This is a genomic window from uncultured Desulfovibrio sp. (assembly GCF_910584445.1).
Lineage (GTDB): Bacteria > Desulfobacterota > Desulfovibrionia > Desulfovibrionales > Desulfovibrionaceae > Desulfovibrio.
On the sequence record NZ_CAJUBO010000019.1, the window covers coordinates 26700 to 51782 of the forward strand.

Sequence of the window (25083 nt, forward strand, 5' to 3'; positions counted from 1 at the left end):
CGCCGGGTCCCTCTCAGGCTCGGATCATTGCAGCATATCAGGAGGTCCGTCCTCCTTCACCGGCTCCACCGCATGCCAGTAGAGGCAAATATCCACATAGCCGCCGTCCGGCCGCCGGAAGCCCCCGGGGATGACGCCCAGCGGCGTGAAGCCCAGCTTTTCGTACAGATGCCGCGCGGCGGCGTTGTCCACGGCCACGGCATTGAACTGGAGGATACGGAAACCGAGAAGCCCGGCCTCGCGCAGGCTGCGCCGCACCAGCGCGGCGCCGACGCCCCGGCCGCGCGCCGCGCCCGAGACCGCGTAGCTCGCATTGGCGATATGTCCGCAACGGCCCACATTGTTGGGATGCAGCACAAAAAGGCCGAGCACGCGGCCCGCCGCGTCCTGCGCCACGCAAGAGCGGCTTTGCCCGGCGAAAAAGGCGGCCGCCTCCCCGGCCGACAGCGGTTCCTCCTGCGGGAACGCCTGCCCCGCCGCCACCACCTCATTCCAGATCTCGCGCATGGCGGGAAGATCGGCCGTCACATACGGCCGCACCTCCACAGTGCCGCCGACAGTTGCGTTCCGGGCGTTCCCCATGCCGTCCTCCTTTCCTTCCGGCGCGAAATGCGGTACAGATTCTCACGAGGTCCATCGTTCAAGGCCCGGCCGCCGCGGCCGGCACGTCGCCCCGGGAAGGGACGGCCGCATCCGCGCCGGAAAACGTTGCCGTTCCCCCTGCCGCCGACGCGCGGCAGGCTCCCGGAGGCCGCGATGGTTACGCCCATAGAGGTGGTCTGTCTACAGATGGCGAGCGCCGCGCGCGGTCCGGACGAGGCGCATTATCACCTCGCCGATCCGCAGCGCGCCAGGCCCCGCCCCATGACCGAGGCCGCCAACTTCCATATCGTGGACCGGACCATCACCCTCGCCCAGATCGGCTTCGACTATTACGACAATATCGTGACCTACCGCGTCTGATCTTTCGCCTCCCTCCCGTCCGGCTTCATCCTTTCCTGCCGCGGCCCTTGATTTCGGCCGTTTCCGCGGGTAGATTTCCACGCGGCGCACTCGTGGCGCACTCAGTCAGCGGGAGGCATGATGAAGATCCAGTTTCTCGGCGCCGCGCGCACCGTCACCGGCTCCTGCCACATGATCGAGACCGGCGCCGCGCGCTTCTGCATCGACTGCGGCATGCATCAGGGCAACAGGGCCATCGAGGAGCGCAACCGCGACCTCACGCCCTACCGGCCAAAGGCCGTGGATTTCGTCATCCTCACCCATGCCCACATGGACCATGCGGGCCTGCTCCCGGCGCTCGCGGCCAACGGTTTCTCCGGGCCTGTCTATTGCACGTCGGCCACGGCGGACCTCCTCGGCGTCATGCTGGAGGACAGCGCCCACATCCAGGAGGTCGAGTCCGAGCGCCAGGCGAAAAAATTCAAACGCCGGGGCCTCAGGCATCCGCCCGCCCCGCTCTACACCATGGAGGACGCGCGCGCCGCGGTCGCCCTGCTCCGCCCCGTGGACTACCATGTGCCCTTCGAGCCCGCGCCGGGCGTGCGCGCCGTCATGCACGACGCCGGGCATATCCTCGGTTCGGGCAGCCTGCGCCTGGAGATCGACGAGGGCGGCGCCACCACGAGCCTCATCTTTTCCGGCGACATCGGCCGCCCGGACTCGCTCATCGTGCGCAACCCGGAAACGCCGCCGCCCGCCGACTATGTGTTCATGGAATCCACCTACGGCGACCGCGACCACAAAAACGAGGGCGAAAGCGAGGCGGAGCTGGCCTCGGCCATCGCCTGGAGCCACTCGCACGGCGAAAAGGTCATCATCCCCGCCTTTGCCGTGGAACGCTCGCAGGAGGTGCTCTACTGCCTGCTCAATGTCTGGCGCCAGGGTGGGCTGCCGGACGACATGCCCATCTTTCTGGACAGCCCCCTCGCCATCCGCGCCACCGAGATCTTCAGCCGCCACGGCGAGCTTTTCGACGAAGCCGCCAGCGCGCTCTTCGACGACGCGGACGCGGCGGCCTTCATGGAGCGGGTCAACTATACCCTCAGCGCCGCCGAATCCATGCGTATCAACGACCTTGGCGGGCCGGCCATCGTCATCTCCGCCAGCGGCATGTGCAATGCGGGCCGCATCCGCCATCACCTGCGCCACAACCTCTGGCGCAGCGGAGCCAGCGTGGTGTTCGTGGGCTATCAGGCCCTGGGCACGCCGGGCCGCCGGCTGGTGGAAAAGGCCGCGAGCCTGCGCCTTTTCGGCGAGGACGTGAACGTCGCCGCCCGCATCTTCACCATCAACGGGTTTTCCGGCCATGCGGGACAGAGCCAGCTGCTCCACTGGCTGGCGCCGCTGGCCGCGGACGGGGGCGGCAAGCGCCCGCAGGTGGTCCTCGTCCACGGCGAGCCACAGGCCCAGGAGGCGCTGGGCGCCCTCATCCGCGAGCGCTTCGGACTCACCCCCCTTGTGCCGGATTATCTTGAGGAAATGACGCTTGAGGGCAGCCATGTGGCCGGCGTGGAACTGCACGAGGAAGCGGCGCGCCCGCGCGTGGACTGGAACTTCCTCACCGGCGAGCTGGAACGCAAGTGGGGCATGCTCAAGGAAAGGATCGCCGCCACGGAGGACCGCCCCTGGGCCGAGCAGACCGAACTGCGCGACGCGCTCGCCCGCATGGAATACGACATGACGCGCCTGCTCTCGCGGATGTAGCCCATGCGCGTCATTGCCGGGACTTTTGGCGGCCGCCGCCTCGTCACGCCCGCTGGCGAGGGTTGCCGCCCGGCCATGGGCCGCACGCGCGAGGCGCTGTTTTCCATGCTCGAAGCGCGCGGCGCGGACATGGCCGCCGCCCGCGTCCTCGACATTTTCGCGGGCAGCGGCAGCCTTGCCTTCGAGGCCCTGAGCCGGGGCGCGCCCGAGGCGTGGCTCGTGGAAAACGCCCAGCCTTCCCTGCGCTGCATCGAGGCCAATGTGGCGGCGCTGGGGGTGGAGGCGCGCACGCGCGTCATCCGCGAGGACGCGCTCCGCTTTCTGCGGCGCCGCCCCGACGCGCCCTTTGATCTCGTCTTTCTGGACCCTCCCTATCGCAAGGCGCTGGCGCTCCCGGCGCTGACAGCCCTGGCCTCGGGGGCATGGCTGGCCGGCGGGGCGCTGGTCGCGGCGGAAGTGGAGGAAGGACTCGCCCCGGCCCCTGTGCCGGGCCTTTCGCCGCTGGCCGAACGCCGTTTCGGCCAGACCGTTATCCACATCTGGCGGGCGGACGGCGCCTTTGACGCCGCTCCCCGGGCCGCCCCGGAGTCCCGGACATGAAGACCGCGCTCTATCCAGGCACGTTCGACCCGCTCACCAACGGCCATCTGAGCCTCATCCGCCGGGGCCTTGAGGTGTTTGACAGGATCGTCGTGGCCGTGGCGGAGACCACGCCCAAGCATCCGCTCTTTTCCCTGGAGGAGCGCGTGGACCTCGCGCGCGAGGCCGTGCGCCACCTGAAAGGAGCGGAAGTGGCCCCGTTCACCGGCCTGACCGTGGAATACGCGCGCTCGCTCGGCGTCTGCGCCATCCTCCGGGGCCTGCGCGCGGTGTCGGATTTCGAGTACGAATTCCAGCTCGCGCTCATGAACCGGCGCCTGCGGCCGCATATCCAGACCGTGTTCATGATGACCGACTATCAATGGCTCTACATCAGCTCCACCATCATCAAGTCCGCCGCGAGCCAGGGCGCGGACGTCAAGGGGCTGGTGCCGGAAAACGTCCGCCTGGCGCTGGAAGGCAAGTACGACGCCGGCATGGTCCGGCCGGGCACGCCCTGCCTGGGCGCGCCGCACGGCGGCTTCAACGGCATGGCGCCCGGCGCGGGCGCGTGAGCATGCCCGCCGCCACGGCCGCTCCCGGCCCGGATGCCGCGCCCTGCGCCGTCATCTGCCTGGCCGGTCCCACAGGTTCCGGCAAGACCGCCCTGGCGCTCCATCTCGCGCGCGAGCTGGGCTGCGAGATCATCAACGCGGACTCGCGCCAGGTCTATGCGGATTTTCCCCTCATCACGGCCCAGCCCTCGCCGGAGGAACGCGCGGCCTGCCCGCACCACCTCTATGGCTTTCTCCCCACCGGGCAGAAGATCAGCGCCGGGCGCTGGGCCGCCATGGCGGCCGCCGTCGCGCGCGAGGTCACGGCCCGCGGCCGCGTGCCGCTGCTGGTGGGGGGCACAGGTCTCTATTTTCAGGCCCTGCTGCGGGGCATGGCCGAGATCCCTCCCGTGGCGCCGGAGGTGACGCGCCGCCTCACGGCCCGGCTCCACAGCCTCGGGCCTGAGGCCCTGCATGCGGAACTGGCCCGCGCCGACCCGGCCTACGCGGCGCGCATCCACCCGCGCGACCGCCAGCGCATCCTGCGCGCCCTGGAGGTGCTGGAAGACACGGGCAGGCCCTTCAGCTGGTGGCATGCCCATGCCATGGCCGCGCCGCCCTGCACCGGGCCGCTGCTGGTGCTTGACGCCGGCCTTGACTGGCTTGCCCCGCGCCTTGCCCGCCGCCTGGACGCCATGCTGGCCGCCGGGGCGCTGGACGAAGCCCGCGCCGCGCGCGCCCGCTGCCCCGGCAGCGTGGCGGGCGTCCGTCAGCCGGGCTGGTCAGGCATCGGCTGCGCGGAGCTTCTGGCCCATCTGGAGGGCGAGATCAGCCTGGAGGAATGCCGCGCCCGCTGGCTCGCCAACACGCGCGCCTACGCCAAGCGCCAGCTCACCTGGTTCCGCGCGCGACGCGGGTCCGTCTTCCTGCCGCCGGAGGGCGGAACGAGCGACTTCCTCGCCGCCGCCGCGCGCGGCCTTGCGGCGGCCCGGGCGGCGGAACAGCCCAAACGGCGCGGCCCGGCAGAAAGCGGGCCGGTTTCCGTTTCCTCCTTGACGTAATCCGTCCCGTGGGCTACCGTCGTCCTGATACGAAATTCCTTCCGGGGTGCGTCCGCGGCGTGGCGTCGCGGGCGGTGCATATCGTGGTCTCTGTTGCAAAAGGAAAAGCGCATGAGAAACGGCACAACTCTTTTTCTGCTGGCGGTCACGCTCCTGGCGTTCGCGGCATGTCCCCCGGCTCCCGGCGCGGCTCCCGCCGCCCTGGAGCCTACGGACAGCGGCGCGCCCTCGGCCATCGTCATCTTCCCCGTGGGCGCCAAGCCCAATCCCAAGGCCGCGGCCATGGCGCCCGTCGCCTTCAATCACGTCGTCCATGAAAAATGGATGACCAAAAACGGGAAAGACTGCACGGTCTGTCATCACACGGGTGACGCCGTGGCCTGCACCACCTGCCATACGCAGGAAGGCAAGGCCGAAGGCGGCTTCGTCACTCTCGAAAAGGCCATGCATGCCACCAAGATCGCGCCCCGCAAGGAAAATACGCCCGCAAGCTGCGTAAGCTGCCACGAGGCGCAGCTTGCCCGGCGCGAGTGCGCGGGCTGCCACACCACCCTGGTCAGGAATGTCCGCAACGAGGCGTGGTGCGCCGTGTGCCACACCATGACCAAGTCCATGACCGCCGCCGACATGCAGCAGGGCATCGCGGGCACGCTCCCCGAGCGGCGCAACGAAGCCCTCGCCACGGAGACGGAGCTTGCGCGCGCGCACGCCGACTACTGGCCGGCCACGCTGGCGCCCTACAAGGTGGTCATCGACTCCCTGGTGGGCAAGTACGAGCCTTGCGTCTTCAACCACAAGAGCCATGTGCTCTCGCTCATGGGCCGCATCAAGGACAACAAGCTTGCCGGGGCCTTCCACACCGAGCCGGCCACGCTCTGCGTCACCTGCCACCATAACAGCCCCCCGTCGGCCACGCCGCCCAAGTGCGCGAGCTGCCACAGCAAGACCATCGATCCCGCCGCCCCCCAGCGTCCGGCGCTCAAGGCGGCCTTCCACCTCCAGTGCATGAGCTGCCACAAGGACATGAAGGTGGCGCGGCCGCGCAATACCGACTGCACAACCTGCCACAAGCTCCGCGCCCCTGAGCGCGCCGCCAACCAGGCCAACTAGGGGGAACCATGAACCGCAGAAAATTCCTCACCATTCTCGGCAGCGCCGGCGTGGTCTCGGCCCTGGGTTCGGCAAAGGTCGCCGAGGCTTCCCCCGCCAGCTTCCCCTATTTTCCGGACAGCTACGGCGTCCTGCACGACACCACCCGCTGCATCGGCTGCCGCCGGTGCGAGGCCGCGTGCAACGCCGTCAACAACCTGCCCAAGCCGGAAAAGCCCTTCACCGACCTCTCGGTCACGGAAACGAAGCGCCACACCACGGCCTATGAATGGACCGTGGTCAACAAGTACGAAGTCAACGGCAAGCCGTACTTCCGCAAGCTCCAGTGCTTCCACTGCAACGACCCGGCCTGCGCCTCGGCCTGCTTCGCCAAATGCTTCCAGAAGCAGCCGGACGGCTCCGTGACCTACGACGGCTCGCAGTGTGTGGGCTGCCGCTACTGCATGGTGGCCTGTCCCTTCTATGTGCCCGGCTTCCAGTACGACCTCGCCTGGGACCCGCTGGTGCAGAAATGCACCTTCTGCGAGCCAAGGCTCAAGGAAGGCAAGCTCCCCGGCTGTGTGGAAGCCTGCCCCGTGGATGCCCTGACCTTCGGCCGCCGCAGCGACCTCATCAAGATCGCCCGCGCGCGCATGGCCGAAAATCCGGGCCGCTATGTGGACTATCTCTATGGCGAGTATGACGCGGGCGGCACGGCCTGGATGGTGCTTGCCCCGGCCGCCGGCGGCGCGCCGGTGCCCGTGGATGACCCGCAGGGCGCGGGCACCGAGTTCAAGCAGCTCGGCCTCGACACCCACCTCGGCAGCCAGCCCATGGGTTCCCTCACCTACGGGGCGCTGGGCGCCGTGCCCATGATCGTTGCCTTCTGGCCCGTCCTGTTCGGCGGCGCCTGGGCCATGACCAAACGCCGCGAGGCCATGGCAAAACTTGAGCAGGAAAAGATCATCAAGGATGCCAAGGACGATCTGGTCGCCGCCGTGGACGCCGCCGTACGCAAGATCGGCGAGACCGAGGGCGAAGGCGCCGCGGAACGCGCGCGCCAGGCCATGACCGAGGCGCTCAAGGCGCGCGAGGCCCAGAACTCCGGCGGCCTGAACGGGCATGGGGAGGAGAAGTAGATGGAAACCCACGGCATCATCATTCCCACCAAGGACAAGCTCTTCAATCTGGAGCCTCTGCTCTCGAAAACGCCGGGCAATATCCTTACCTGGATCATCCTGACCGTGGGCTTCATCATCACGGTCATCCGCTTCACCGTGGGCATCGGCTCGGTGACCAACCTCAGCGAGGCCCAGCCCTGGGGCCTCTGGATCGGCTTTGACCTGCTTTGCGGCGTGTGCCTCGCGGCGGGCGGCTATTTCACCACCGTGGCCTGCTACGTCATGGGCATGAAGCACTTCCATTCGGCGGTGCGCCCGGCGGTGACCACGGCCTTCCTCGGCTATGCGTTCGTGGTCGTGGCCCTGCTCTATGATCTGGGCCATCCGCTGCGCCTGCCCTACATGTTCTTCTTCCCCGGCACGACCTCGGTGCTCTTTGAAGTGGGCCTGTGCGTCGCCACCTATCTCACGGTGCTCTTCATCGAGTTCTCCGTGGCGCCCATGGAATGGCTGGCCCAGAAGTTCCCGTGGCTGCTCCCGATCCGCAAGATCGTCATCCGCGTGACCATTCTGCTCACCATCTTCGGCGTGACGCTCTCCACCCTGCACCAGTCCTCGCTGGGTTCGCTCTACCTCATCGCGCCGGGCAAGCTGCATCCGCTCTGGTACTCGCCCTTCATGCCCATGTTCTTCTTCGTCAGCTCCATGGCCGCGGGCGCCAGCATGGTCATCTTTGAAGGCCTTTTCGCGCACAAGGGCGTGCACCAGTACATGGACGCCACCCACCTGCGCGAGGCGGACGGCGTGGTGCTGAGCTTCGCGCGGGCGGCCTCGTTCATCCTCTTCGCCTACTTCATGCTCAAGTTCATCGACATGCTCGTCCAGGCCAACCTGCACTGGGTCTTCACCGGCTGGGGCGCCTGGTGGCTCGTGGAGATGCTCGGCTTCGTCCTCCTGCCGGCCCTGCTCTACGCCAAGGGCGCGCGCGACGGCAATGTGGGCCTTTGCCGCATCACCTCGGTCCTTGCCGTGGCGGGCATCGTGCTCAACCGCTTCAACGTCTCCATGATCGCCTTCAACTGGCAACTGCCCTCGGCGGAGCGCTACTTCCCCAGCATCTGGGAGATCTGCATCTCCGTCTTCGTGGTGACCATGATCGTCACCGCCTATCGCTTCATCGTCTACAACATGCCCGTGCTGTACGAACACCCCGACTTCAAGGGCGAAGAGCACTAGGCCTGGGACAAGGAGAAGCCCATGGAATTCCCCACCTTCTACAGCTACTTCCTGTACACCAAGAACTGGGCGTACATCATGATGTTCATCGTGCTGCCGCTCTACGTCCTGTACTGGAATTTTATCCTCTTCCCCGACAAGAAAAAGGGCAAGAACGGCCGACATTGAGCCAAAACCAAGGGCGGGGCTTCGGCCCCGCCCTTTTGCGTCCGCCCCTTGTGTCCGGCACGGCGCATGCTTAACGTATCACGGCAGCCAGGCGTCCAGGAGGTGTCTCATGTGCCTTGCCATCCCCGCCCAGATCGTCGAGCTGGAGCCTTCCGACATGGCCCGCGTGCGCGTGGGCGAAAGCTCCACCTTTCTTTCCGCGTCCACCATGCTCCTGCCCGAACCACCCCGGGTGGGGGACTATGTCATCGTCCACGCGGGTTTTGCCCTGCATTCCCTCACGCCCGAAGAGGCGGAATCCAGCCTTGCCGCCCTGCGCGAGCTGGCCGAGGCGGTGGAGGGACAGCCCGCCAATTTCTGACGTCGCGGACATAAGGGAAGGAGCATGATCGACATCACCGACTGGATGCCCGCCGCCGTGCGGACGCTGGACGACGCCTTCGGCGTCCGGCTGCGTTTTGTGGGCCTTCAGGGCAGCTATCGCCGCGGCGAGGCCACGGAAGCCAGCGATATCGACATCTGCGTCATCCTTGACCGGCTGGAGCCGGAAGACCTGACGACCTTGCGCGCGGCTCTGGACACGCTCCCGGAAGGGACAAAGGCCGCGGGCTTTGTCTGCGGCGCGGCGGAGCTGCGCGCGTGGCCGAAGTTCGAGCTTTTCGCCTTCGCGCAGGACATGGACGCCTGGCATGGCGAGCTTGCGCCGCTCCTGCCCGAAATCACCAACGCGGACATCCGCCTGGGCTGCCGCGCGGCCCTTGCCGCGCTCTATCACGAGAGCGCGCAGACGCTCCTGCTCGCGCCCGCATGGCCTGAAGCGGCAGTGCGGGACGCCATGCACAGTCTGTCCAAGGCCTGCCTGCGCGCGCTTCAGGGCAGGATCTTTTTGCGGACCGGCGCCTTCCCGCGTGACCGCGCCGAGGCTTTGCGCCGTGCGCGGCCGGAAGAGACGGACCTGCTCCGCGCGGCGAACGACACGCGGCGCCCCCTCGCGGACATCGCCGCCGCCTGCCTGCGCTGGAGCGCCGCCGGACTCGCGGAACTGCCGGACTAGGTCCAGACCGCATTAATGAAAATAACGTATGCTATGGTTTTTGTTTACCGGTGAAAAAGGGAGGGTTTTCTGCTCGCCGCCCTTGGCTCCGCTTCGGGCGGGGGCTGTCGCCGCAAGAATCCTAAAAAATAAGAATTTTTTGCGCCGGCAAGGAAATGAGCGATTTTGGGAGGGAGGGTACTCAGGTACATGACCGACAAAAATCGCACAGTGACGCAGACGGCGTGAAAAAGGCTGGTTTTGACGGATAATTGTGGCAGGACACAATCCGCCACAGCCCAAACCAGCATCTGACACTAGCCCGAACTGCCGGACTAGCTCTCAGCGGCGCAGGAAAGCCGGCAACGCAAAGTAGAGCCTGGCCGCAAGGTCGAAGCAGGCGCCGGGCAGATGGCTGGCGGCCCAGAAGAGCCGGTACTTGGGGGAACTCGCGCGCCAGGGCCGGACCGTCTCGCGGGCCTCGGCATTGCGTCCTTCGCGCCAGAGGGCCACAGCCTTCTGAAAGGCGGCCCGCCGCGTGAGCAGGGCCACCAGATCCGCATGCTCCGCCTCATAGCCGGGATAGAGCCGCCGGTGCTTTTCCAGGATACGCAGGGTCTCGTCCGCGAACTGGCCGAACCTGCGGAAGGTCGTATTGCCGCCATGCACGCGCCAGAGCGTGAGCGGCGCATCGACATAGTCCAGCTCCCAGTCATGGGCGATGCGGTAGAAAAGATCCGCCTCCTCGCAGACGTTGAGGCTTTCGTCGAACCAGCGCCCCGCGCCGTTCCCCGGGGCATCCGGGCCGGCGGCGTCCGCCAGGCCGTCCAGCGCCTCGCGGCGGATCATGGCGGACGACATGGAAATCCACTGCCGCGTCATGAGTTCGCCAAAGACCATGCCGCGCCCCGGCGCGCTCCGGGCGAACACGCGCGAAAGCACGCGCCCGCCGTCAATGATCTCCGTATCCGTACACACAAGGCCCACGCGGGCATTGGACCCGAAAAGCGCGACCTGCGCCTCGAGCTTGCCGGGGCGCCACAGGTCGTCGCAATCCAGAAAGGCCACATAGCGGCCCCGCGCCTCGGCCAGGGCCAGATTGCGCGCCGCCCCGAGCGGCACGGTGCGCTCCCCGCGGAAATAGCGCAGTTGCGGGCCGTAGGCCCGGGCGATGGCCGCGCTTTCGTCGGTGGAGCCATTGTCCCAGAAGATGATCTCCAGGTCCTGGAAAGTCTGGCCGCGCACGCTCTCCAGAGCTTCGGGAAGCTCCCGCGCGCAATTCAGGCAATTCATGATGACGGAAACGGCGGGAGTCATTGACCTTCCTCCGCGCGGGCGCGGCTCACGAGCGGAACACCCAGCGCTTGCAGATGAAATACACGGCCACCGGCACCGCCACGATGGCTGCCCACATGGCGACCTCATAGATCACGCCCACGCGGGTGAGCAGCCAGATGATGCCGGAATTGAGCGCCAGGCCCACCGCCTGCGTGACCGCGAAACGCGGCAGCATGGTCCGGTGCGCGCCGCCGGCCCGGAATGTCCAGAGGCATTGCCCGAGGTAGGAGACCACAAAGCCCGCCAGATAGGCGAGCGCGTTCCCCAGAAGGACGGGCAGGCCAAGCAGCGTGACGAACGCGATGCCGCAGAAAAAATAGACCAGGGTCGCCGCGCCGCCCACAATGCCGAAACGTATCCACCGCCGCGCCAACAGGCCGCGCACGAAACAGCGCAGATCCTCGCAGGTGGGGGGACGCAGGGGCGGCAGGGGCATAGGCCGGGTCCGGAACAGGCGCGCCGGCAGGGCGCGCCGTGTGGTTCAGAGGGTTTTCTCCACGATATAGCGGGGCCTGTGCCGGACTTCCGTGAAGATCTTGGCAATGTATTCGCCCATGACGGCAAGGCAGAACAACTGCACGGAGCCGAGCAGAAGGGTGACGATGATGAGCGATGTCCACCCCTGGAGCGTTTCGCCCATGGCGTATTTCCAGAGGGTGACCGCGCAGATGAGGAGCGCCACCACCATGCACACAAAGCTCATGAGTCCCGCCAGGCGCAACGGCGCCGCGCTGCATGAGGTGATGCCCTTCCAGGCGAAGGAGAGCATCTTGCGGAGGGGATACTTGCTCTCTCCTGCCTGGCGCGCGAGCCGCGCGTAACTGACCATGGCCGTCCTGAAGCCCATGGTGGGAAAAAGCCCGCGCAAAAAGAGCGACTGCTCGCCATAGCCCTCCAGCGCCTCCAGCACCGGACGGCCCACAAGGCGGTAATCGGCGTGGTCCGGGATCATGGACACGTTGAGCCGGCGCATGAGGGCGTAAAAAAACCGGGCCGTGGTGCGCTTGAAGGGGGTGTCCGTGCTGCGGCTGGCGCGCACGCCGTAAACGATGTCGCAGCCTTCCGCATAGCGGGCGAGCATTTCCGGGATGACCGAAATATCGTCCTGCAGATCGGCATCCAGGCTGATGATGCAGTCCGCGCCCCATTGCCGCGCGGTCTCCATGCCCGCCCAGACCGCGTTCTGGTGGCCGGCGTTGCCCGCGAACTTGACCCCCCGGCAGGAGGGGTCCTCCGCATGGCGGCGTTCGATGAGGGTCCATGTGGCGTCGCGGCTGCCGTCATCCACATAGAGGGCGTAGCTTTCCGGCCTGATGAGTCCCCTGGCCCGGCAGTCGTCGAGCAGGCGCGCCAGCGCCTCCATGGTGCGCGGCAGGGTCTCTTCCTCGTTATAGCAGGGGACCACAAAGGCCAGCAGGGGAGCGGGCCTGGCGGCGGTGACGGCGGTTTCGGTCCTGGCGGTCATGACAGTTCCAGAGCGCGGGCAAGCGCGTCGCATACGGTTTCCACATCCCCGGCGCTCAGGCCCGGATGCAGGGGCAGGGTCACCAGCTCGGCATAGAGCGCCTCCGTGGCGGGAAGCCGCTCACGGCCGCCGCCGAAGAGCGTCAGCAGATGGTTGGGCTTGTAATGGACGCCGGTGGGGATATCTTCCGCCTGCAGCGCCCGCGCCACCGCGTCCTTGCGCCCGCCGAGGATGCGGACGGGCATGATGTGGGGCACGATGAAGTCCCCGGGGTCGGTACGCAGCAGGGCCACGCCGGAAAGCGGCGCCAGGCGTTCGGCATAGCGCCGCGCCAGTTCGCGCCGCGCGGGGATGAATTCGCTTTCCAGGCGCGCGAGCTGGGCGCGTCCGATGGCCGCCATGATATTGCTCATGTGGAAACGCCAGCCCGGCAGCCTGACGTCCGGGTCCCACGAACGGGCGCCGGAAAAGCGCTTGGCCGTGTCGCCTTCCACCGAGAGCAGGCGCGCATCCGCGGCGATGCGCGCGGACTCCTCATCAAAGGCTACCAGGCAGCCGCCCTCGCCGCAGGTGATGTTCTTGATGCCGTCAAAACTGAAGCAGACCAGATCCCCGAAAGACCCGATCTTGCGGCCGTGGTGGCGGCAGCCGAAGGCATGGGCCGCATCCTCCACCACGCGCAGGCCATGGCGGCGGGCAAAGGCGTAGGTCTCGTCCAGATGCCAGGGATTGCTCGCATAATCGACGGGCATGACGGCAATGGTGCGCGGGGTCACGCGCCGTTCCGCATCGGCAAGGTCAAGGGTGCCGGTCTCGCGCAGAACATCGCAGGCCACGGGAACGCAGCCCGCGGCCAGAACGGCCTGGAAGGAGGCCACAAATGTCAGGGAAGGGACGAGCACCTCCGGGGCGCCCTCCCCGGCATGCCCGGCGCCCGCGCCCTGAAGCGCGGCAAAAACGCCGAGATGCAGCGCCGCTGTCCCGGAATTGACGCTCACCACCTGCCAGGGCCGGACGCCCAGAAACGCGGCCACTTCCTCCTCGAAACGCCGCGTTTCCGCGCCCATGCCGAGGTAGCCGTCCTCCATGATGATCCGGCCCACGGCCCGGGCCTCGGCCTCGCCCACGATGGAGCGAGAAAGACGCATCTTCATGCGCTCCTCCCCACGGCGGCACCCGCGGCACACCCGCGCCGCTCCTGCCGGAAATTCTTTTTCTACATATCCTCATATCCTCTAACTCTCCGGCAGGCAAGTACGGCTCCGTCCGCAAAAATGTGTTTGACAGGGCCTTGTCAGCCTCATAAATTTTTCAAGCGCGGGGACAGGCTGCGGCCGTTCCCCCCGGGCGCCCTGCCGCCCCACCCCACTCTCTCCAGGAGGTCGCATGCGTCGTCTGCTTGCCCTGCTACTGGCGGTTCCCCTGCTTTTGTCCGGCCTGTGCGGCTGCGCCAGCCGCTACGGCGAACAGAAAACCACCGTGAACTACTACCCCGGCTGTTACCGGCCCATCCAGGACCTGCGCGAGCGTGAAAACGACGTCGCCAAGGGGACAGCCGGCGGCGCGGCCGTGGGCGCGCTCGGCGGGGCGCTCCTCGGGCTGCTCGCCAGCGGCGGCAAATGGGAAGGCGCGGCCGTGGGCGCGGTCGGCGGCGCGGCGGCGGGCGGCGTCATGGGCAATATCTATGCCCAGAAACAGCGCCAGCGGGACGACAACCAGCGCCTTGCCAGCTATTTGCAGGACATCGACGGCGATATTTCCGATCTGGACATCACGGGTGCCGCCGCCCGCACCTCGCTCCAGTGCTATGACCAGCAGTTCGCCCTGCTCCTTAAGGACATCAGGGCCAAAGCCATCGACCGCGAGACCGCCGCCAAGCGCTTCGCGGAGATCTCCTCCGGCCGGGAAGAGGCCATCGCCCTGCTGGGCACTGCCGTGGCCCACGCCCGCGATCTCGACCAGCAGTATGAAGAGGCCTTCGCCAACGAGGAGCGCGCCGTGACAAGCCCCCGCGCGGCCGCGCAAGGGCAGGACCGGCAGCGGCAGAACGTCAGGGCCATCAATGCCGCCCGCCAGAAAAAGCAGAACCTGACGCAAAAAACGGCCGCGCTTGACCGGGAAAAGACGGAAGCCGCCCAGGTCACCACCAGGCAGACGCAGGAGATCAATGAAGCCCTGGCGGATATCCGGGCCTGACCGCCCCGATGCCATGCGGGATGCCTGGCGGAGAAGCGCGGGCGCCCCGCCGGAGCATGAGCCATGAACACGAACACCACCGGACGGCGCCGTTGGGGCGCCTGGCTTCCGCTGGCGCTGAGCGTCCTGCTCCTCGTGGGTCTGGGCTGGGCCTGCCAGCGCATCTGGGCCGCCCAGGCCGCGCGCCTTGAGGCGGATGCGGCGGCGCGCGCGCGTCTTGCCGAGCTGAACGACGAACGCGACAGGCTCGCCGCGCTCCTCACGCTGGCGCCGTGCGCGGCCAGGGAAAAGCTGGACGCGGACTCCGCGGGCGCCGCCCCCGCGCCCACAACGGCAACATCCCCCGGCACCACCGGCGCGTCCGCGCCGGCGCAGACGCCCGCCCCGGCCGCCGTTCCCGCGGCGGCGTCTCCGGCGGCGGTCGAAAATGCGTGCGTCTTTCTGGTCAGCGTGGACGAAAACGGGCACATTTCCACGGGTTCGGGCTTTTTCGTGGCCCCGGGCCGCGTGGCGACCAACCGCCATGTGGTGGAAAAGTCGCGGGGCGGACTCCTGGTGACGAGCAAGGCGCTGGGCCGCCCGGTGGCCGGGCGCGTGCTGGCCCGGAGCGACGAGCGGCACGGCGATTACGCCCTGGTGGCGGTGGAGCCTCCGGCCGGCGCGCGCCCCGCCGTGCTCGGCTTTGCCGATGTGGCCCGGCGCACGGACAAGGTGGGCGCCTGGGGCTTTCCCGACGTGGTGGGCAAGAACGATCCGGGCTATGCCCGCCTGCTCACGGGCGCGGACATCACGGCCATGCCGGAACTTTCCTACAGCGAGGGCGTGGTCAGCGCCGTGCTTGACCGCACGCCGCCGCTCATCGTCCACACGGCGCCCATTTCCCCCGGCAACAGCGGCGGCCCGCTGGTCAATGCGCGGGGCGAGGTGGTGGGCATCAATACCATGATCTCTCTCGACGAAGGCAGCTACCGCCAGGCCTCCATCGCCCTGGCCGGCGCGGACCTGCTCCGCTTTCTCACCGCGCAGGGCGTCCCGGTGCAGACGCGGCGCGCCGCCACGGAGGCCCCATGAGCGGCACCCGTATCGCCTCCACTTCCCGCGCGGGCATGCATGCGCTCGCGTTCCAGGGCATCGCCCCCAGCGCCAGCTTTCCCCAGATCCGGGACATGCTCCTGCACAAATTCGGCGACGAATACGTCCTCCTCTTCGCCCGGCCGGCGGAAAACACGGCGGACGGCAGCATCGACTGGTACTCTCCGGTTCAGGGCGAACCGCGCAGGCTCGGCGACCTTTCCCCCGAGCGGGAGCGCGCCGCGCGCGAGCGCCTGGCGCACATGGGCGGCGAGATCCTCCGCTACGCGGAGGAACTCATCCATTCGCACGATCCGCTCAAGGTCACGCGGGGCAACATCCTCAAGCTCGCCCTGTGCTATCCCGACGACAGCGCCCTGTATGTGGTGGGCGACCAGCCCGTCTTTACCTGCTGGGGCTTCGGACCGGGCACGCCCGGCGTGGAGGCCGCCAGCCTGAGCCGCCTGGCCGTCCCCGTGGCGGCGCCGCACGAAACGGCCGCCGCTCCCGCGCCCCCGCCGCCCGCGGCGGAAAAGCGCGGCGCCCCCGGCTGCCTCTGGTGGCTTCTGCCCCTGCTGCTCGCCTGCGCCCTGTGCTTCCTGCTCTTCACGAGCTTTGCCGGGCTTCCGGCGCCCGGGGGCACGGCGTTGCTGTATCTGCCCGGGCCGGACTTCCTGGCCGCGCCGCCGGCGCGCCAGAAGGAGCTTGAGCAGCGCGCGGCGGAGATCGCCGGGCTGCGCCGCAAGGCGGAGGAACACGCGGCCCTGTGCCGGAAAGACCCGGCCGGCGGGGCGACCGCGCCCGCCGCGCCGAAAAACCAGCTCGTCATCCCGGAAGGCGCCCGTGACCCCGGCTTCATGGCGGGGCGCTGGCGCTGCGACACGGGCCTTGCCAACACCCGCACCGGCGAGGCCGTGGTTTTTGAATTTGCCTTCGATGCCAAGGGCAGGGGGCAGGGCATCATCCACGAGCAGCACGACCGCTGCGCGGGCGACGCCACGGCCCGGTTCGAAAATGGCCTGCTCCATATCGACCTCGGGCCGCAACAGTGCGAAAAGTCCTCCACCGGCTACGCGCGGGTCAGCATCGACTGTCGCGCCTCCGCCGGCGGGGCAAGCCAGTGCGTGGGCATCAATGACGACGGCACCCGCTGGGATGCCGATTTCCGCCGGGTGCGCTGACCGCCCGGAAAGCCAGTTGCGGACGCTTTCGTCCGCCGGAGCCGACCATGAGCATCCTGCTTCGCCTCACGGTTCTTCTTGTCCTGTGCCTCGCGCAGGCGGGGGAAGGCCTGTGCGCCGACACCCTGACCAATATCCCGCGGCCCGCCGCCCCCGCCGTCCAGGGGCTGCGCGAACATCTCGTGCCCGGGGCGCTCGTGCGCCTGCCCGACGGTCGCCAGACCCGCATCATCGAGGTCCTGCCCGGGAGCATCCGCACCGAGCTTGGCGTGACGCTCACGCCCGAAGGCGTGGTGGAAGGCGCGGCGGAAACGGCGCCGGTCACCGTGCTGGAGCCTGCGGTCCCGACCCCCGAGACAACGCCCGAAACAGCGCAGGCAACGACGCCGCAAACACCAACTCCCCCAAAAGAGAGTCCGCAGGCGGTCCCGCCCGCAACGGCGCAGGCTCCGGACCAGAAAACGCCCGCGCCGGAACGCGCCGAACTTCCCGTGCCCACGGTCCCGCAGGGCGCCGGGACACAGCAGACCGTGCCCGCTGTCCCCGAAGAGACGCCCCGCCAGCTGACCATCGTCGAGCTGCTGCCCATGACGCCGGCCCCGGAACAGCGCACGGCGGAAACAACGCCTGCCAAAGAAAAGCCGAAGCCGGACCCCGCCCCCGCGCCGGAGAAGAAGAAGGCCGCTCCCGCGAAGGAAGCCAGGCCCAAGGAAAAGCCGGCCAAGGCGCCGAAGCCCAAGGCCGCCACGAAAAAACCGGCCATCGGCGAGGAGCTGCGTATCCCGCCCGAAGCCGTGCGCACGGGCAATCTTGATTTTCTTGAGGGCTGCTGGCAGGGCACGCGCCCGGAATACTATTCCAAGCGGATCATCAAGGAGTGCTTCTGCTTCGGCGCCAATGGCGGCGCGGGCAAGCGCCGCGTCATCGATTCCCTGGGCGGCCGGATGTGCATCGGCTCCTCCAGGGCCAAACTGTCCAAGGACGGCGTGCTCTCGGTGACGTCCTCCGGCGCGGCCTGCACGGACGGCGAGCGCTGGGGCCAGGCGGAAATGGTCTGCCGGGGCACGGGCCAGCGCGCGCCCTGTACCTGGGTCTTCAAGGACGCCCAGGGCGGCAGGCAATCCTATGAGATCCCCTTTGTCCGTGTGGAAAGCTGCGGGAGGTAGCGGATGTTCCCCATGCCCCAGTACCGGAATCCCGTCAGCCTCATCCCCGGCGGCTGCCCGCAGCTGCTGGACTTTGCCGCCGAGCTTTCCCTGCTCGACAGCGTGCGCTACAGCTTTGAGGAGCTTCGCGAGACCGAGTCCGGCGGCGGCACGCGCGTCCATCTGCATGCCTTCCGGAAAAATGCCGAAGGCGAGATCGTGGACGAGCTTGACCCGGCGCGCAGGGCGGGCGGCTACGCCTATGAGCTGAACGCCCGCAAGGCCATCCAGCCCTGGCTCGGCCAGTGGATCCCCGTGCCGTTCCTGCGTACCCGCGAACAGACCTGGCCGGACAGCGGCGAGTGCCGCTTTGAATACGGACCCACCAACTGGGCGCGCGTCCGCCTTGCGCTCAACGACGAGGCGCCGGACACCCTGCGCGTGGTGCTGGCCTTCGACATGGGCGTGGAGGACAAGACAGGCGACGTCTATGCCGCGCTCACCCCCGGGGATGTGGACGCCAACGCCCATTTCCGGCTGGCCTGGCGCTTCAGGGACAATGCGTGGTTCATGGATCTCGCCTGGGTGGAGGAATGGCTGCGCGAACTCTGGCAGGCCTGGCGCAAGCGGCAGGGACGGACTCCGCTGGACGAGGAGCAGCAGTTCGCCCACCTCGCCGCCTATCTCACCACACTGGAGGCGCTGGAGCGCGCCATCCGCGGCACCGAGGTCTATGTCATCCGGCCGGACGCCAAGAACTGCGTGGATGTGGACCTGGTGCTGGATATCGGCAATTCGCGCACCACGGGCATCCTGGTGGAGACCCACACCCAGAGCGCCACCAACCTCAATGACAGCTACCTGCTCCAGTTGCGGGACATGGACGAGCCTGACAAGGTCTACACCGACCCCTTCGAGACCCGCGTGGAATTTTCCGAAATCAGCTTCGGCAACGATGCCCTGAGCCTGCGCTCGGGCCGCCGCACCCCGGCCTTCGCCTGGCCTTCGCCGGTGCGTATCGGCCCGGAGGCGGCGCGCCTTGCCACGCTCTCGCGCTGCGAGCAGGGTTCCACGGGCATGTCCAGCCCCAAGCGCTATCTCTGGGACGAACGCAACTGGAAGCGCACCTGGCGTTTCAATACCAGGAGCGAAAAGGCGCCCTATGTCACGCGCGGGCCGCTGGCCCAGCGCATCAATTCCAGCGGCACGCCCCTCTGCTGCATGGACGACCCGCTCTTCACCCGCAACCGCGCCTTCCGCGACCAGGAGCGCGAAAGCGCCTTCGAGTCGCTCTTCACCCGCTCCTCGCTCATGATGTTTCTCTTGGTGGAAATCATCCAGCAGGCGCTTCTGACCATCAATTCGCCGGGGCAGCGCTGCCGCCGCGAGGCCTCCGCCGAGCCGCGCCGCCTGCGCCAGGTCATCTTCACCGTGCCGGGCGGCATGCCCCTCGCGGAGCAGAAGATCTACCGCCGCTGGGCCAAATGGGCCGTCCATGTGCTGTGGGAAGCGCTCGGCTGGGGCCAGTATTATGTGGACGCCCCGGCCCGGCGCCGTCACGGCGAGGCGGCGGACTACCGCACCAATCCGGTCATCCGCTGCGACTGGGACGAAGCCACCTGCACCCAGCTCGTTTTCATCTACAACGAGATCACCCGCAAATTCCAGGGCGACGCGCAGCTCTTCTGCGAACTCATGGGCCGCCCCCGCGCCTTTCCCGGCAGGGAAGGGCTGGCGCCCAGCGTGCGCGTCGCCACCATCGACATCGGCGGCGGCACCACGGACCTTTCGATCACGACCTTTGAACTCGCCAGCGCTGAAGGCGCCACGCCGCGCATGGCCCCGCACCCGGACTTCCACGACGGCTTCAACCTCGCCGGGGACGATATCCTCCGCGCCGTGGTGGCCGAGCATGTGCTCGAAGCCGTGGGCGCGGCCATGGCCGAGGCGGGCGTGAAGAACACGCGCGCCGCCCTGGCCGCGCTTTTCGGGCGTGACACCATGGACAGCAGCAAGGACCGCCTCAACCAGCGCATCCAGTTCATCCGCCAGGTGGCCGTCCCGGCGGCGCTGCGCGTCCTCGCCCTGTATGAGGAGGCGGACGTGCGCGGCGGCGGCGGGGGCACGGTCTTTCGCCTGGGCGACTGTTTCGTGCGGCCCGCGGAAGGACCGGACGCCGACCGGCGCGGGCGCACATCCGCCCGGACCGGAGGCGAAAGCGCGCCCGAAGAACGCGCCGCGCCCGTCTTTTCCGGCGCTCTCGCGCCCATGCCCGGCGCGGCCGCCCTGCGCTATGTGACGGACTATGTGCGCGACCACGGCGGCTCCGAAGACTTTGACCCCCTCGCCATCCCCATCCGCGTGGACCCGCGCCGCGTGGACGACACGGTACGCACGGCCCTGCGCGACGTGCTCGCCAACCTGTGCGAGGTCATCCACCTCTATGACTGCGACGTGCTCCTGCTCACGGGCAGGCCCAGCCGCTGGCCGGGCATCGCGGAGAGCGTCTGCTCCCTGCTGCCCGTGCCGCCGAGCCGCATCTTCCCCATGGGCGACTACCGCGTCGGCGGCTGGTACCCCTTCTCGGACGCACTCGGCAACATGACCGACCCCAAGACCACGGTGGTGGTGGGGGCCATCCTCTGCGCCCTGGCCGAAGGACAGCTGGAGGGCTTTTCCTTTGATCCGCACGGGCTGAGGCTCACCTCCACGGCCCGCTATATCGGCGAGATGGAGCTGAACGGCCAGATCCGCGCCAACAAGGTCTGGTTCACGGTGGACCCGGAGCGCCGCAGCGTGGAACCGCCCGTGGCCGAGGTCACCTTCAGCGGTCCCATGGCCGTGGGTTTCCGCCAGCTGGCCGCCGAACGCTGGACGACCACGCGCTATTATTTCCTGGAATTCGTCAATGACGACGCGCGGCGGGAAAACGCCCACCTCCTGCCCTTCACCGTCCGGCTGCGCCTCACCCTGCCTGACGAGGACGAAACCACGGCCCCCGGCGCGGACGCCGGCGCGGGCGAAGGCGAGTTTTCCATCGAGGAAGTGACGGGCCGGGGCGGCGAAAGCCCGTCGGGCAAGGTGCTGGACATGCGGCTCCAGACACTGCCGCGCGACGAAGGCTTCTGGATGGACACGGGCATCGTCTATGGCGATTGAGACGGCAGTGGCGCCCGGTCCCCGGCGCACGGACGGCGCATACCCCGCCCGATGAAGGAGCACTCATGGAACTTGCGACATATTGCGCCGATCTTGCCCAGGCCTGCGTGGACGCCGGCGCCTGGGCGGCGCGCAACGGCGAGCTGGTGCGCGGCGAGCAGGAGGGCCTGCTCAAGGAACTGCGCCGCGCCGCCAGGGTCTTCCGGCGCTGCTCGCGCGCGGCCGGGCGAAAAATGTGCGCCGGCGTCTTCGGGCCGAGCCAGGCGGGCAAGTCCTACCTCATCTCGGCGCTGGCCCGCGATGCAGGCCGCTCGCTCCTGGCCGATTTCGGCGGGACCACCCGGGATTTCATCAGCGAGATCAACCCCGAGGGCGGCAAGGAATCCACAGGACTCGTCACCCGCTTCACCATGACGCGGCCCGCGGACCTTCCCGCCGGGCATCCTGTCCAGATCCGGCTGCTTTCGGAAACGGACCTCGTCAAGATCATCGCCAACGCCTATTACGCCGACTGCGAACACAAGGAAGCCCCGCAAAGCGACATGGCGGCCACGCTCAAGCGCCTGCGGGAACGGGCGCACGCGGCCGCGCCCGGCGCAGGCGCGCCCTCGGCCGACCTCGACGCCCTGGAGGACCTGCGCGAATACCTGGTCAAGGACTTCCGCGCCAAGGCGCGCGTCCAGGAGCTGGAGCGCTCCTACTGGGACCAGGCCCTCGCCCTTGGCCCCACCCTCGACCTTGAGGGACGCGTCCAGCTCTACGCGCTCATCTGGGACGAGGTGGAGGAATTCACCGGCCTTTTGCGCGTCCTCCTGCGCGCGCTGGATTCCCTCGGCCATGCGGAGCGCGCCTTCTGCGGGCTGGACGCCCTGGTCCCGCGCGAGACGAGCATCATCGACGTTGCCACCCTGGCGGGACTGGGCGGCGCCCCCCAGACCGAAGGCACGCTCGATGTGGTCACGCCCGACGGCGTCCATGCCGCGCTGCCCCGCGCCGTTGCGGCCGCGCTCACGGCGGAGCTGACCATCGTCATGCGCGAAAAACCGGCGCCCTATTTCGACCATACCGACCTGCTCGACTTTCCCGGCTACCGCTCGCGCTACAAGCTCGACGATGTGCGCCGTGAACTCAAAAAGGAGGGCATGCTCAAGGAGCTTTTCCTGCGCGGCAAGGTGGCCTATCTCTTCCAGCGCTATTGCGCCGAGCGCGAGCTTACCAGCATGCTGCTCTGCATCGGGCCAAGCAACCAGGAAGTGCAGGACCTGCCGGGCGTCATCGACGAATGGGTACGCACCACCCACGGCGAACGGCCGGAAGACCGCGCGGGCAGGGAGCCGTCCCTGTTCTTCATCCTCACCAAGTTCGACATGGAGTTCGAGGACAAGAAGGGCGCGCCCTCGCTGGAAAGCCGCTGGGACAACCGCCTCCATGCCTCCCTGCTCGACTTTTTCGGCAAGCAGCACGACTGGCCCCGGCAATGGACGCCCGAGCGCGGTTTCGACAACATCTTTCTGCTGCGCAATCCCAATTTCCGCTTTGACGCGGTCATGGACTACGACGGCGACCTTGAAAAAGGCATCCGCCCCGAACGGCGCGACTATGTGGCGCGGCTCCAGGCGGCATTTCTGCAAAGTCCGCTGGTGGCCGCCCATTTCCGCGACCCGGCCCGCGCCTGGGACGAGGCCATGAAACTCAACGACGGCGGCATCACCTACATCCGCGAGAGCCTGAGTCCCCTCTGCAACCCGGACATCAAGCGCGAGCAGCTCCTCCAGAATGTGCGCGCCACACGCGACGCCGTGGCGCGCAGGCTCGCGGCCTTCCATCGCGCCGACGACCGCGAGGAGATCCGCAAACAGAAGCTCCTGCTCATCCGCACCCTCTTCTTCCGGCTCGGCCAGATGGAGGAACAGCAGGGGCGCCTGGGCCAGCTCCTCCACAGCCTCACCATCAGCGATGCCGACATCGCCGACCTGCACCCCGAAGCCACGCGCCGTTTCCTCGAGCTTGCCGACGAACGGCCGGAAGCCGCTCCGGCACCGGAGCCTGCCCCGCTGCCGGAGCTGGATATGGACAGCGTCGATGTCGGCGCCTGGAACCCCTTTGCCGGGCAGGAAAAGAGCGCGCCAGCGCCGGACCCGCATGCGGATGCCGCCGCCACGGCGCCCGCGGCGCCCAGGGACGAGGCCGCCTTTTTCGCGGCCTATGTGGAAAGCCGCTGGATCGAGCGCCTGCACCACCTTGCGGACGATCCGGCGAGCCAGCGCTATTTTCTCCTGCCGGGGCAGGAATTTTCGGCCCTGGTGAGCGAACTTTCCACCGGCGCCGCGCGCCTTGCCCTGCGCGAGGCCATGGCCGAGGCGTTCCGCCGGGCCTCGGCCTATGCCAATACGAGCCGGGAAAGCATCGCCCGCAAGGAGGCGAGCATCGCCGCAAGCATCCTCAACGGCTATGTGGACTGGCTCGGCTTCGACCCGCGCACCCATGACGAAAAGGCGCGCACCCTCTCCCTGCCCGGCGCCAAAAGCACGGAGGTGTTCGCCCCCGCGCCCCCGGTCCCGGACCCGCCGGTGCTGGCGGAAAGCCGCACCCCCTGGGCGCGGCGCTGGCTGGGGGACTGGCTCAATGCCCTTGCGGCCCTGATCATGGGCAATGTGGACTTTGACGGCGAGCAAACGCTCAATGTGGAAGAGAACATGGCGCTGGGCGCCATCCTCCGCCGGCTCGCCCCGGAGGGGAGCGACGGCGGCGGGGCCGCCGCGGCGGTCCCGTCACCCTCAACCGCGGGCGCGACGCGCCCATGACGACATCATGAAGATCAGCTACAGCGACGATACGCGCCGGGGCGCCGGCCACGGCATTCTCACCTGCCGCGATGCGGACTTTCCCGCAGGCGCCTGGTCCATGGCGCTGCTCCGCGCCTCGGACCAGGCTTCCCTGGCAACGGACGGAAACGGCGGCAGCCTCTGGACCGGCGAAACGCGCTTTCTGCCGGTGGAGACGGAGCCGGCGCCCGGAGGCGGTCTGGCGGTCCTGCTGGGACCGGAGGTGGTCGATGCCCTCGATCCGCAGGAACAATATCTGGTGACACTCAGGCAGGAACAGGGCGAGCCGCTCAAGGCGCGGCTCCAGGTCCGGGGCGTCACCTACAGCCCGGACGGCGCCCTGGACAATACCGGGGCGCGCGCCGCCGCGCCCGCGCCGGAGGCAGCGCCGCAGCCGCACGCTCCGGCACCCCCCGTCCCGGAGCCGGCTGCGCCGGAAACGGTCGAGATGCCGCTGGCGCCGGACCCCGAAACGCCCCGGGCCGCGCGACGCCCCAGCCCCGTCCTTGTGGCGGTCCTGACGGCGGTCCTGCTGGCCGGCGGCCTGGGTGCCTGGAAATTTTTCGATGCCAGGGCCAGGGAAGAAGCGGCGGTTCTCTCCGGCGGAGAGGCCGCGCCCGCGCCCAGCGGTGGCAACGGCGCCGCCGGCAGCAGCCTGCCCGCCACGCCCAAAACGGCGGAAGAACAGGTGCGCGCCTTCTTCAGCGGGCCGGACATCACGGCGGCCGCGGCCCTGAAACTTGCCGCCGAACTGCCCAAGGGCACCCCGGCGGAGCAGGATGCGGTCTACCGCCTCTACTATTTCGCGGCGGAAAACGAAGCCCCCGGCGCCTTCCTGCCCTATGCGGCCTGCCTTGACCCGGCCGCGCCGCAATGGGGCAGCATCGACAAGGACGCGGCGGCCGCCTATGCCGCCTATGCCAAGGCGGCGGCCAGCGATGCCAAGGCCGCCAAGGCGGCCCTGGAGGCCCAGACGCGCCTGCGCGCCTGGCTTGACCGCGAGGCCGCGGCGGGCAATGCCAGGGCGCGGGCCTGGCTTCAGGAACTGCCATAGGCTCAGGCCTCATTAAAGTACGTTATGGTTTTCAGCGAGGAAAAGAAATTTTTCCGCTGGCCGCCCGAAGCGGAGCGAAGGGCGGGGGCTGTCGCCGCAAGG

Annotated in this window: 23 protein-coding genes; 18 read left to right on the forward strand and 5 right to left on the reverse strand. The window is 68.3% G+C overall.

The features are described 5' to 3' along the window. Nucleotides 1-24: 24 nt before the first annotated feature. Nucleotides 25-582, reverse strand: a complete 558-nt coding sequence (locus QZ294_RS09110; RefSeq protein WP_297049222.1) for a GNAT family N-acetyltransferase — start codon at nt 580-582, stop codon at nt 25-27. A 174-nt stretch (nt 583-756) separates the two neighbouring features. On the opposite strand from QZ294_RS09110, the gene QZ294_RS09115 reads away from it, so the two are divergent. From QZ294_RS09115 to QZ294_RS09165, 11 genes are all read left to right on the forward strand, one after another. Next, nucleotides 757-963: a hypothetical protein gene (locus QZ294_RS09115; RefSeq protein WP_297049225.1), complete on the forward strand. Its 207-nt coding sequence runs from the start codon at nt 757-759 to the stop codon at nt 961-963. Nucleotides 964-1083: 120 nt separating this feature from the next. Further along, entirely contained in the window at nt 1084-2706 is a 1623-nt protein-coding gene (locus QZ294_RS09120) for an MBL fold metallo-hydrolase (protein ID WP_297049228.1), read from the forward strand. 3 nt (nt 2707-2709) lie between these two features. Then, nucleotides 2710-3306 carry a 16S rRNA (guanine(966)-N(2))-methyltransferase RsmD gene (gene rsmD, locus QZ294_RS09125; RefSeq protein WP_297049233.1) on the forward strand — a complete coding sequence of 199 codons (597 nt, stop codon included), beginning with the start codon at nt 2710-2712 and terminating at the stop codon, nt 3304-3306. Then, nucleotides 3303-3860, forward strand: a complete 558-nt coding sequence (gene coaD / locus QZ294_RS09130; protein WP_297049237.1) for a pantetheine-phosphate adenylyltransferase — start codon at nt 3303-3305, stop codon at nt 3858-3860. Before rsmD ends, coaD begins: the two co-directional genes overlap by 4 nt. A gap of 2 nt (nt 3861-3862) precedes the next feature. Further along, complete coding sequence (miaA, locus tag QZ294_RS09135; protein WP_297049292.1) at nt 3863-4900, forward strand: tRNA (adenosine(37)-N6)-dimethylallyltransferase MiaA; 1038 nt, start codon at nt 3863-3865, stop codon at nt 4898-4900. A 111-nt stretch (nt 4901-5011) separates the two neighbouring features. Next, a complete protein-coding gene (locus tag QZ294_RS09140) occupies nt 5012-6010 on the forward strand; it encodes a cytochrome c3 family protein (protein WP_297049240.1) in 999 nt (332 codons plus the stop codon). Nucleotides 6011-6018: 8 nt separating this feature from the next. Then, the gene (gene hmcB / locus QZ294_RS09145; protein ID WP_297049242.1) at nt 6019-7128 is read left to right on the forward strand and encodes a sulfate respiration complex iron-sulfur protein HmcB; all 1110 of its coding nucleotides are present in this window, start codon (nt 6019-6021) and stop codon (nt 7126-7128) included. Further along, nucleotides 7129-8346, forward strand: a complete 1218-nt coding sequence (gene hmcC / locus QZ294_RS09150) for a sulfate respiration complex protein HmcC (RefSeq protein WP_297049245.1) — start codon at nt 7129-7131, stop codon at nt 8344-8346. It abuts the gene before it with no gap. Nucleotides 8347-8367: 21 nt separating this feature from the next. Then, on the forward strand, nt 8368-8514 hold the full coding sequence (locus tag QZ294_RS09155) for a hypothetical protein (protein WP_297049248.1): 147 nt from the start codon (nt 8368-8370) through the stop codon (nt 8512-8514). A gap of 109 nt (nt 8515-8623) precedes the next feature. Beyond that, a complete protein-coding gene (locus QZ294_RS09160; protein ID WP_297049251.1) occupies nt 8624-8875 on the forward strand; it encodes a HypC/HybG/HupF family hydrogenase formation chaperone in 252 nt (83 codons plus the stop codon). Nucleotides 8876-8899: 24 nt separating this feature from the next. Continuing rightward, nucleotides 8900-9568 (forward strand): nucleotidyltransferase domain-containing protein, encoded by a 669-nt coding sequence (locus QZ294_RS09165; RefSeq protein WP_297049254.1) that lies wholly within the window; start codon nt 8900-8902, stop codon nt 9566-9568. A 321-nt stretch (nt 9569-9889) separates the two neighbouring features. Here QZ294_RS09165 and QZ294_RS09170 read toward each other — a convergent pair whose 3' ends face one another. The 4 genes from QZ294_RS09170 to QZ294_RS09185 are packed head-to-tail and all read right to left on the reverse strand — an operon-like array spanning nt 9890 to nt 13504. Further along, complete coding sequence (locus QZ294_RS09170) at nt 9890-10864, reverse strand: glycosyltransferase (RefSeq protein ID WP_297049257.1); 975 nt, start codon at nt 10862-10864, stop codon at nt 9890-9892. A 25-nt stretch (nt 10865-10889) separates the two neighbouring features. Next, a complete protein-coding gene (locus QZ294_RS09175) occupies nt 10890-11321 on the reverse strand; it encodes a GtrA family protein (RefSeq protein ID WP_297049263.1) in 432 nt (143 codons plus the stop codon). A gap of 45 nt (nt 11322-11366) precedes the next feature. Continuing rightward, complete coding sequence (locus QZ294_RS09180) at nt 11367-12350, reverse strand: glycosyltransferase family 2 protein (protein WP_297049265.1); 984 nt, start codon at nt 12348-12350, stop codon at nt 11367-11369. After that, entirely contained in the window at nt 12347-13504 is a 1158-nt protein-coding gene (locus QZ294_RS09185) for a DegT/DnrJ/EryC1/StrS aminotransferase family protein (protein WP_297049268.1), read from the reverse strand. Before QZ294_RS09185 ends, QZ294_RS09180 begins: the two co-directional genes overlap by 4 nt. 232 nt (nt 13505-13736) lie before the next feature. Here QZ294_RS09185 and QZ294_RS09190 point away from each other — a divergent pair, with 232 nt between their 5' ends. The 7 genes from QZ294_RS09190 to QZ294_RS09220 all read left to right on the forward strand — a co-directional run bounded on the left by QZ294_RS09190 (nt 13737) and on the right by QZ294_RS09220 (nt 24981). Then, nucleotides 13737-14546, forward strand: coding sequence for a hypothetical protein (locus tag QZ294_RS09190; protein WP_297049272.1), 810 nt, complete (start codon nt 13737-13739; stop codon nt 14544-14546). A 63-nt stretch (nt 14547-14609) separates the two neighbouring features. Continuing rightward, complete coding sequence (locus QZ294_RS09195) at nt 14610-15617, forward strand: serine protease (protein ID WP_297049274.1); 1008 nt, start codon at nt 14610-14612, stop codon at nt 15615-15617. Further along, complete coding sequence (locus tag QZ294_RS09200; RefSeq protein ID WP_297049277.1) at nt 15614-16798, forward strand: hypothetical protein; 1185 nt, start codon at nt 15614-15616, stop codon at nt 16796-16798. The genes QZ294_RS09195 and QZ294_RS09200 overlap by 4 nt, the downstream gene beginning before the upstream one ends. A 47-nt stretch (nt 16799-16845) precedes the next feature. Next, nucleotides 16846-17964: a hypothetical protein gene (locus tag QZ294_RS09205; protein ID WP_297049280.1), complete on the forward strand. Its 1119-nt coding sequence runs from the start codon at nt 16846-16848 to the stop codon at nt 17962-17964. Between the two features lie 12 nt (nt 17965-17976). Further along, nucleotides 17977-21102, forward strand: coding sequence for a virulence factor SrfB (locus tag QZ294_RS09210; protein ID WP_297049282.1), 3126 nt, complete (start codon nt 17977-17979; stop codon nt 21100-21102). Between the two features lie 65 nt (nt 21103-21167). Further along, nucleotides 21168-23906: a virulence factor SrfC family protein gene (locus tag QZ294_RS09215; RefSeq protein WP_297049286.1), complete on the forward strand. Its 2739-nt coding sequence runs from the start codon at nt 21168-21170 to the stop codon at nt 23904-23906. A gap of 7 nt (nt 23907-23913) precedes the next feature. Then, on the forward strand, nt 23914-24981 hold the full coding sequence (locus QZ294_RS09220; RefSeq protein ID WP_297049289.1) for a hypothetical protein: 1068 nt from the start codon (nt 23914-23916) through the stop codon (nt 24979-24981). Nucleotides 24982-25083: the final 102 nt, after the last annotated feature.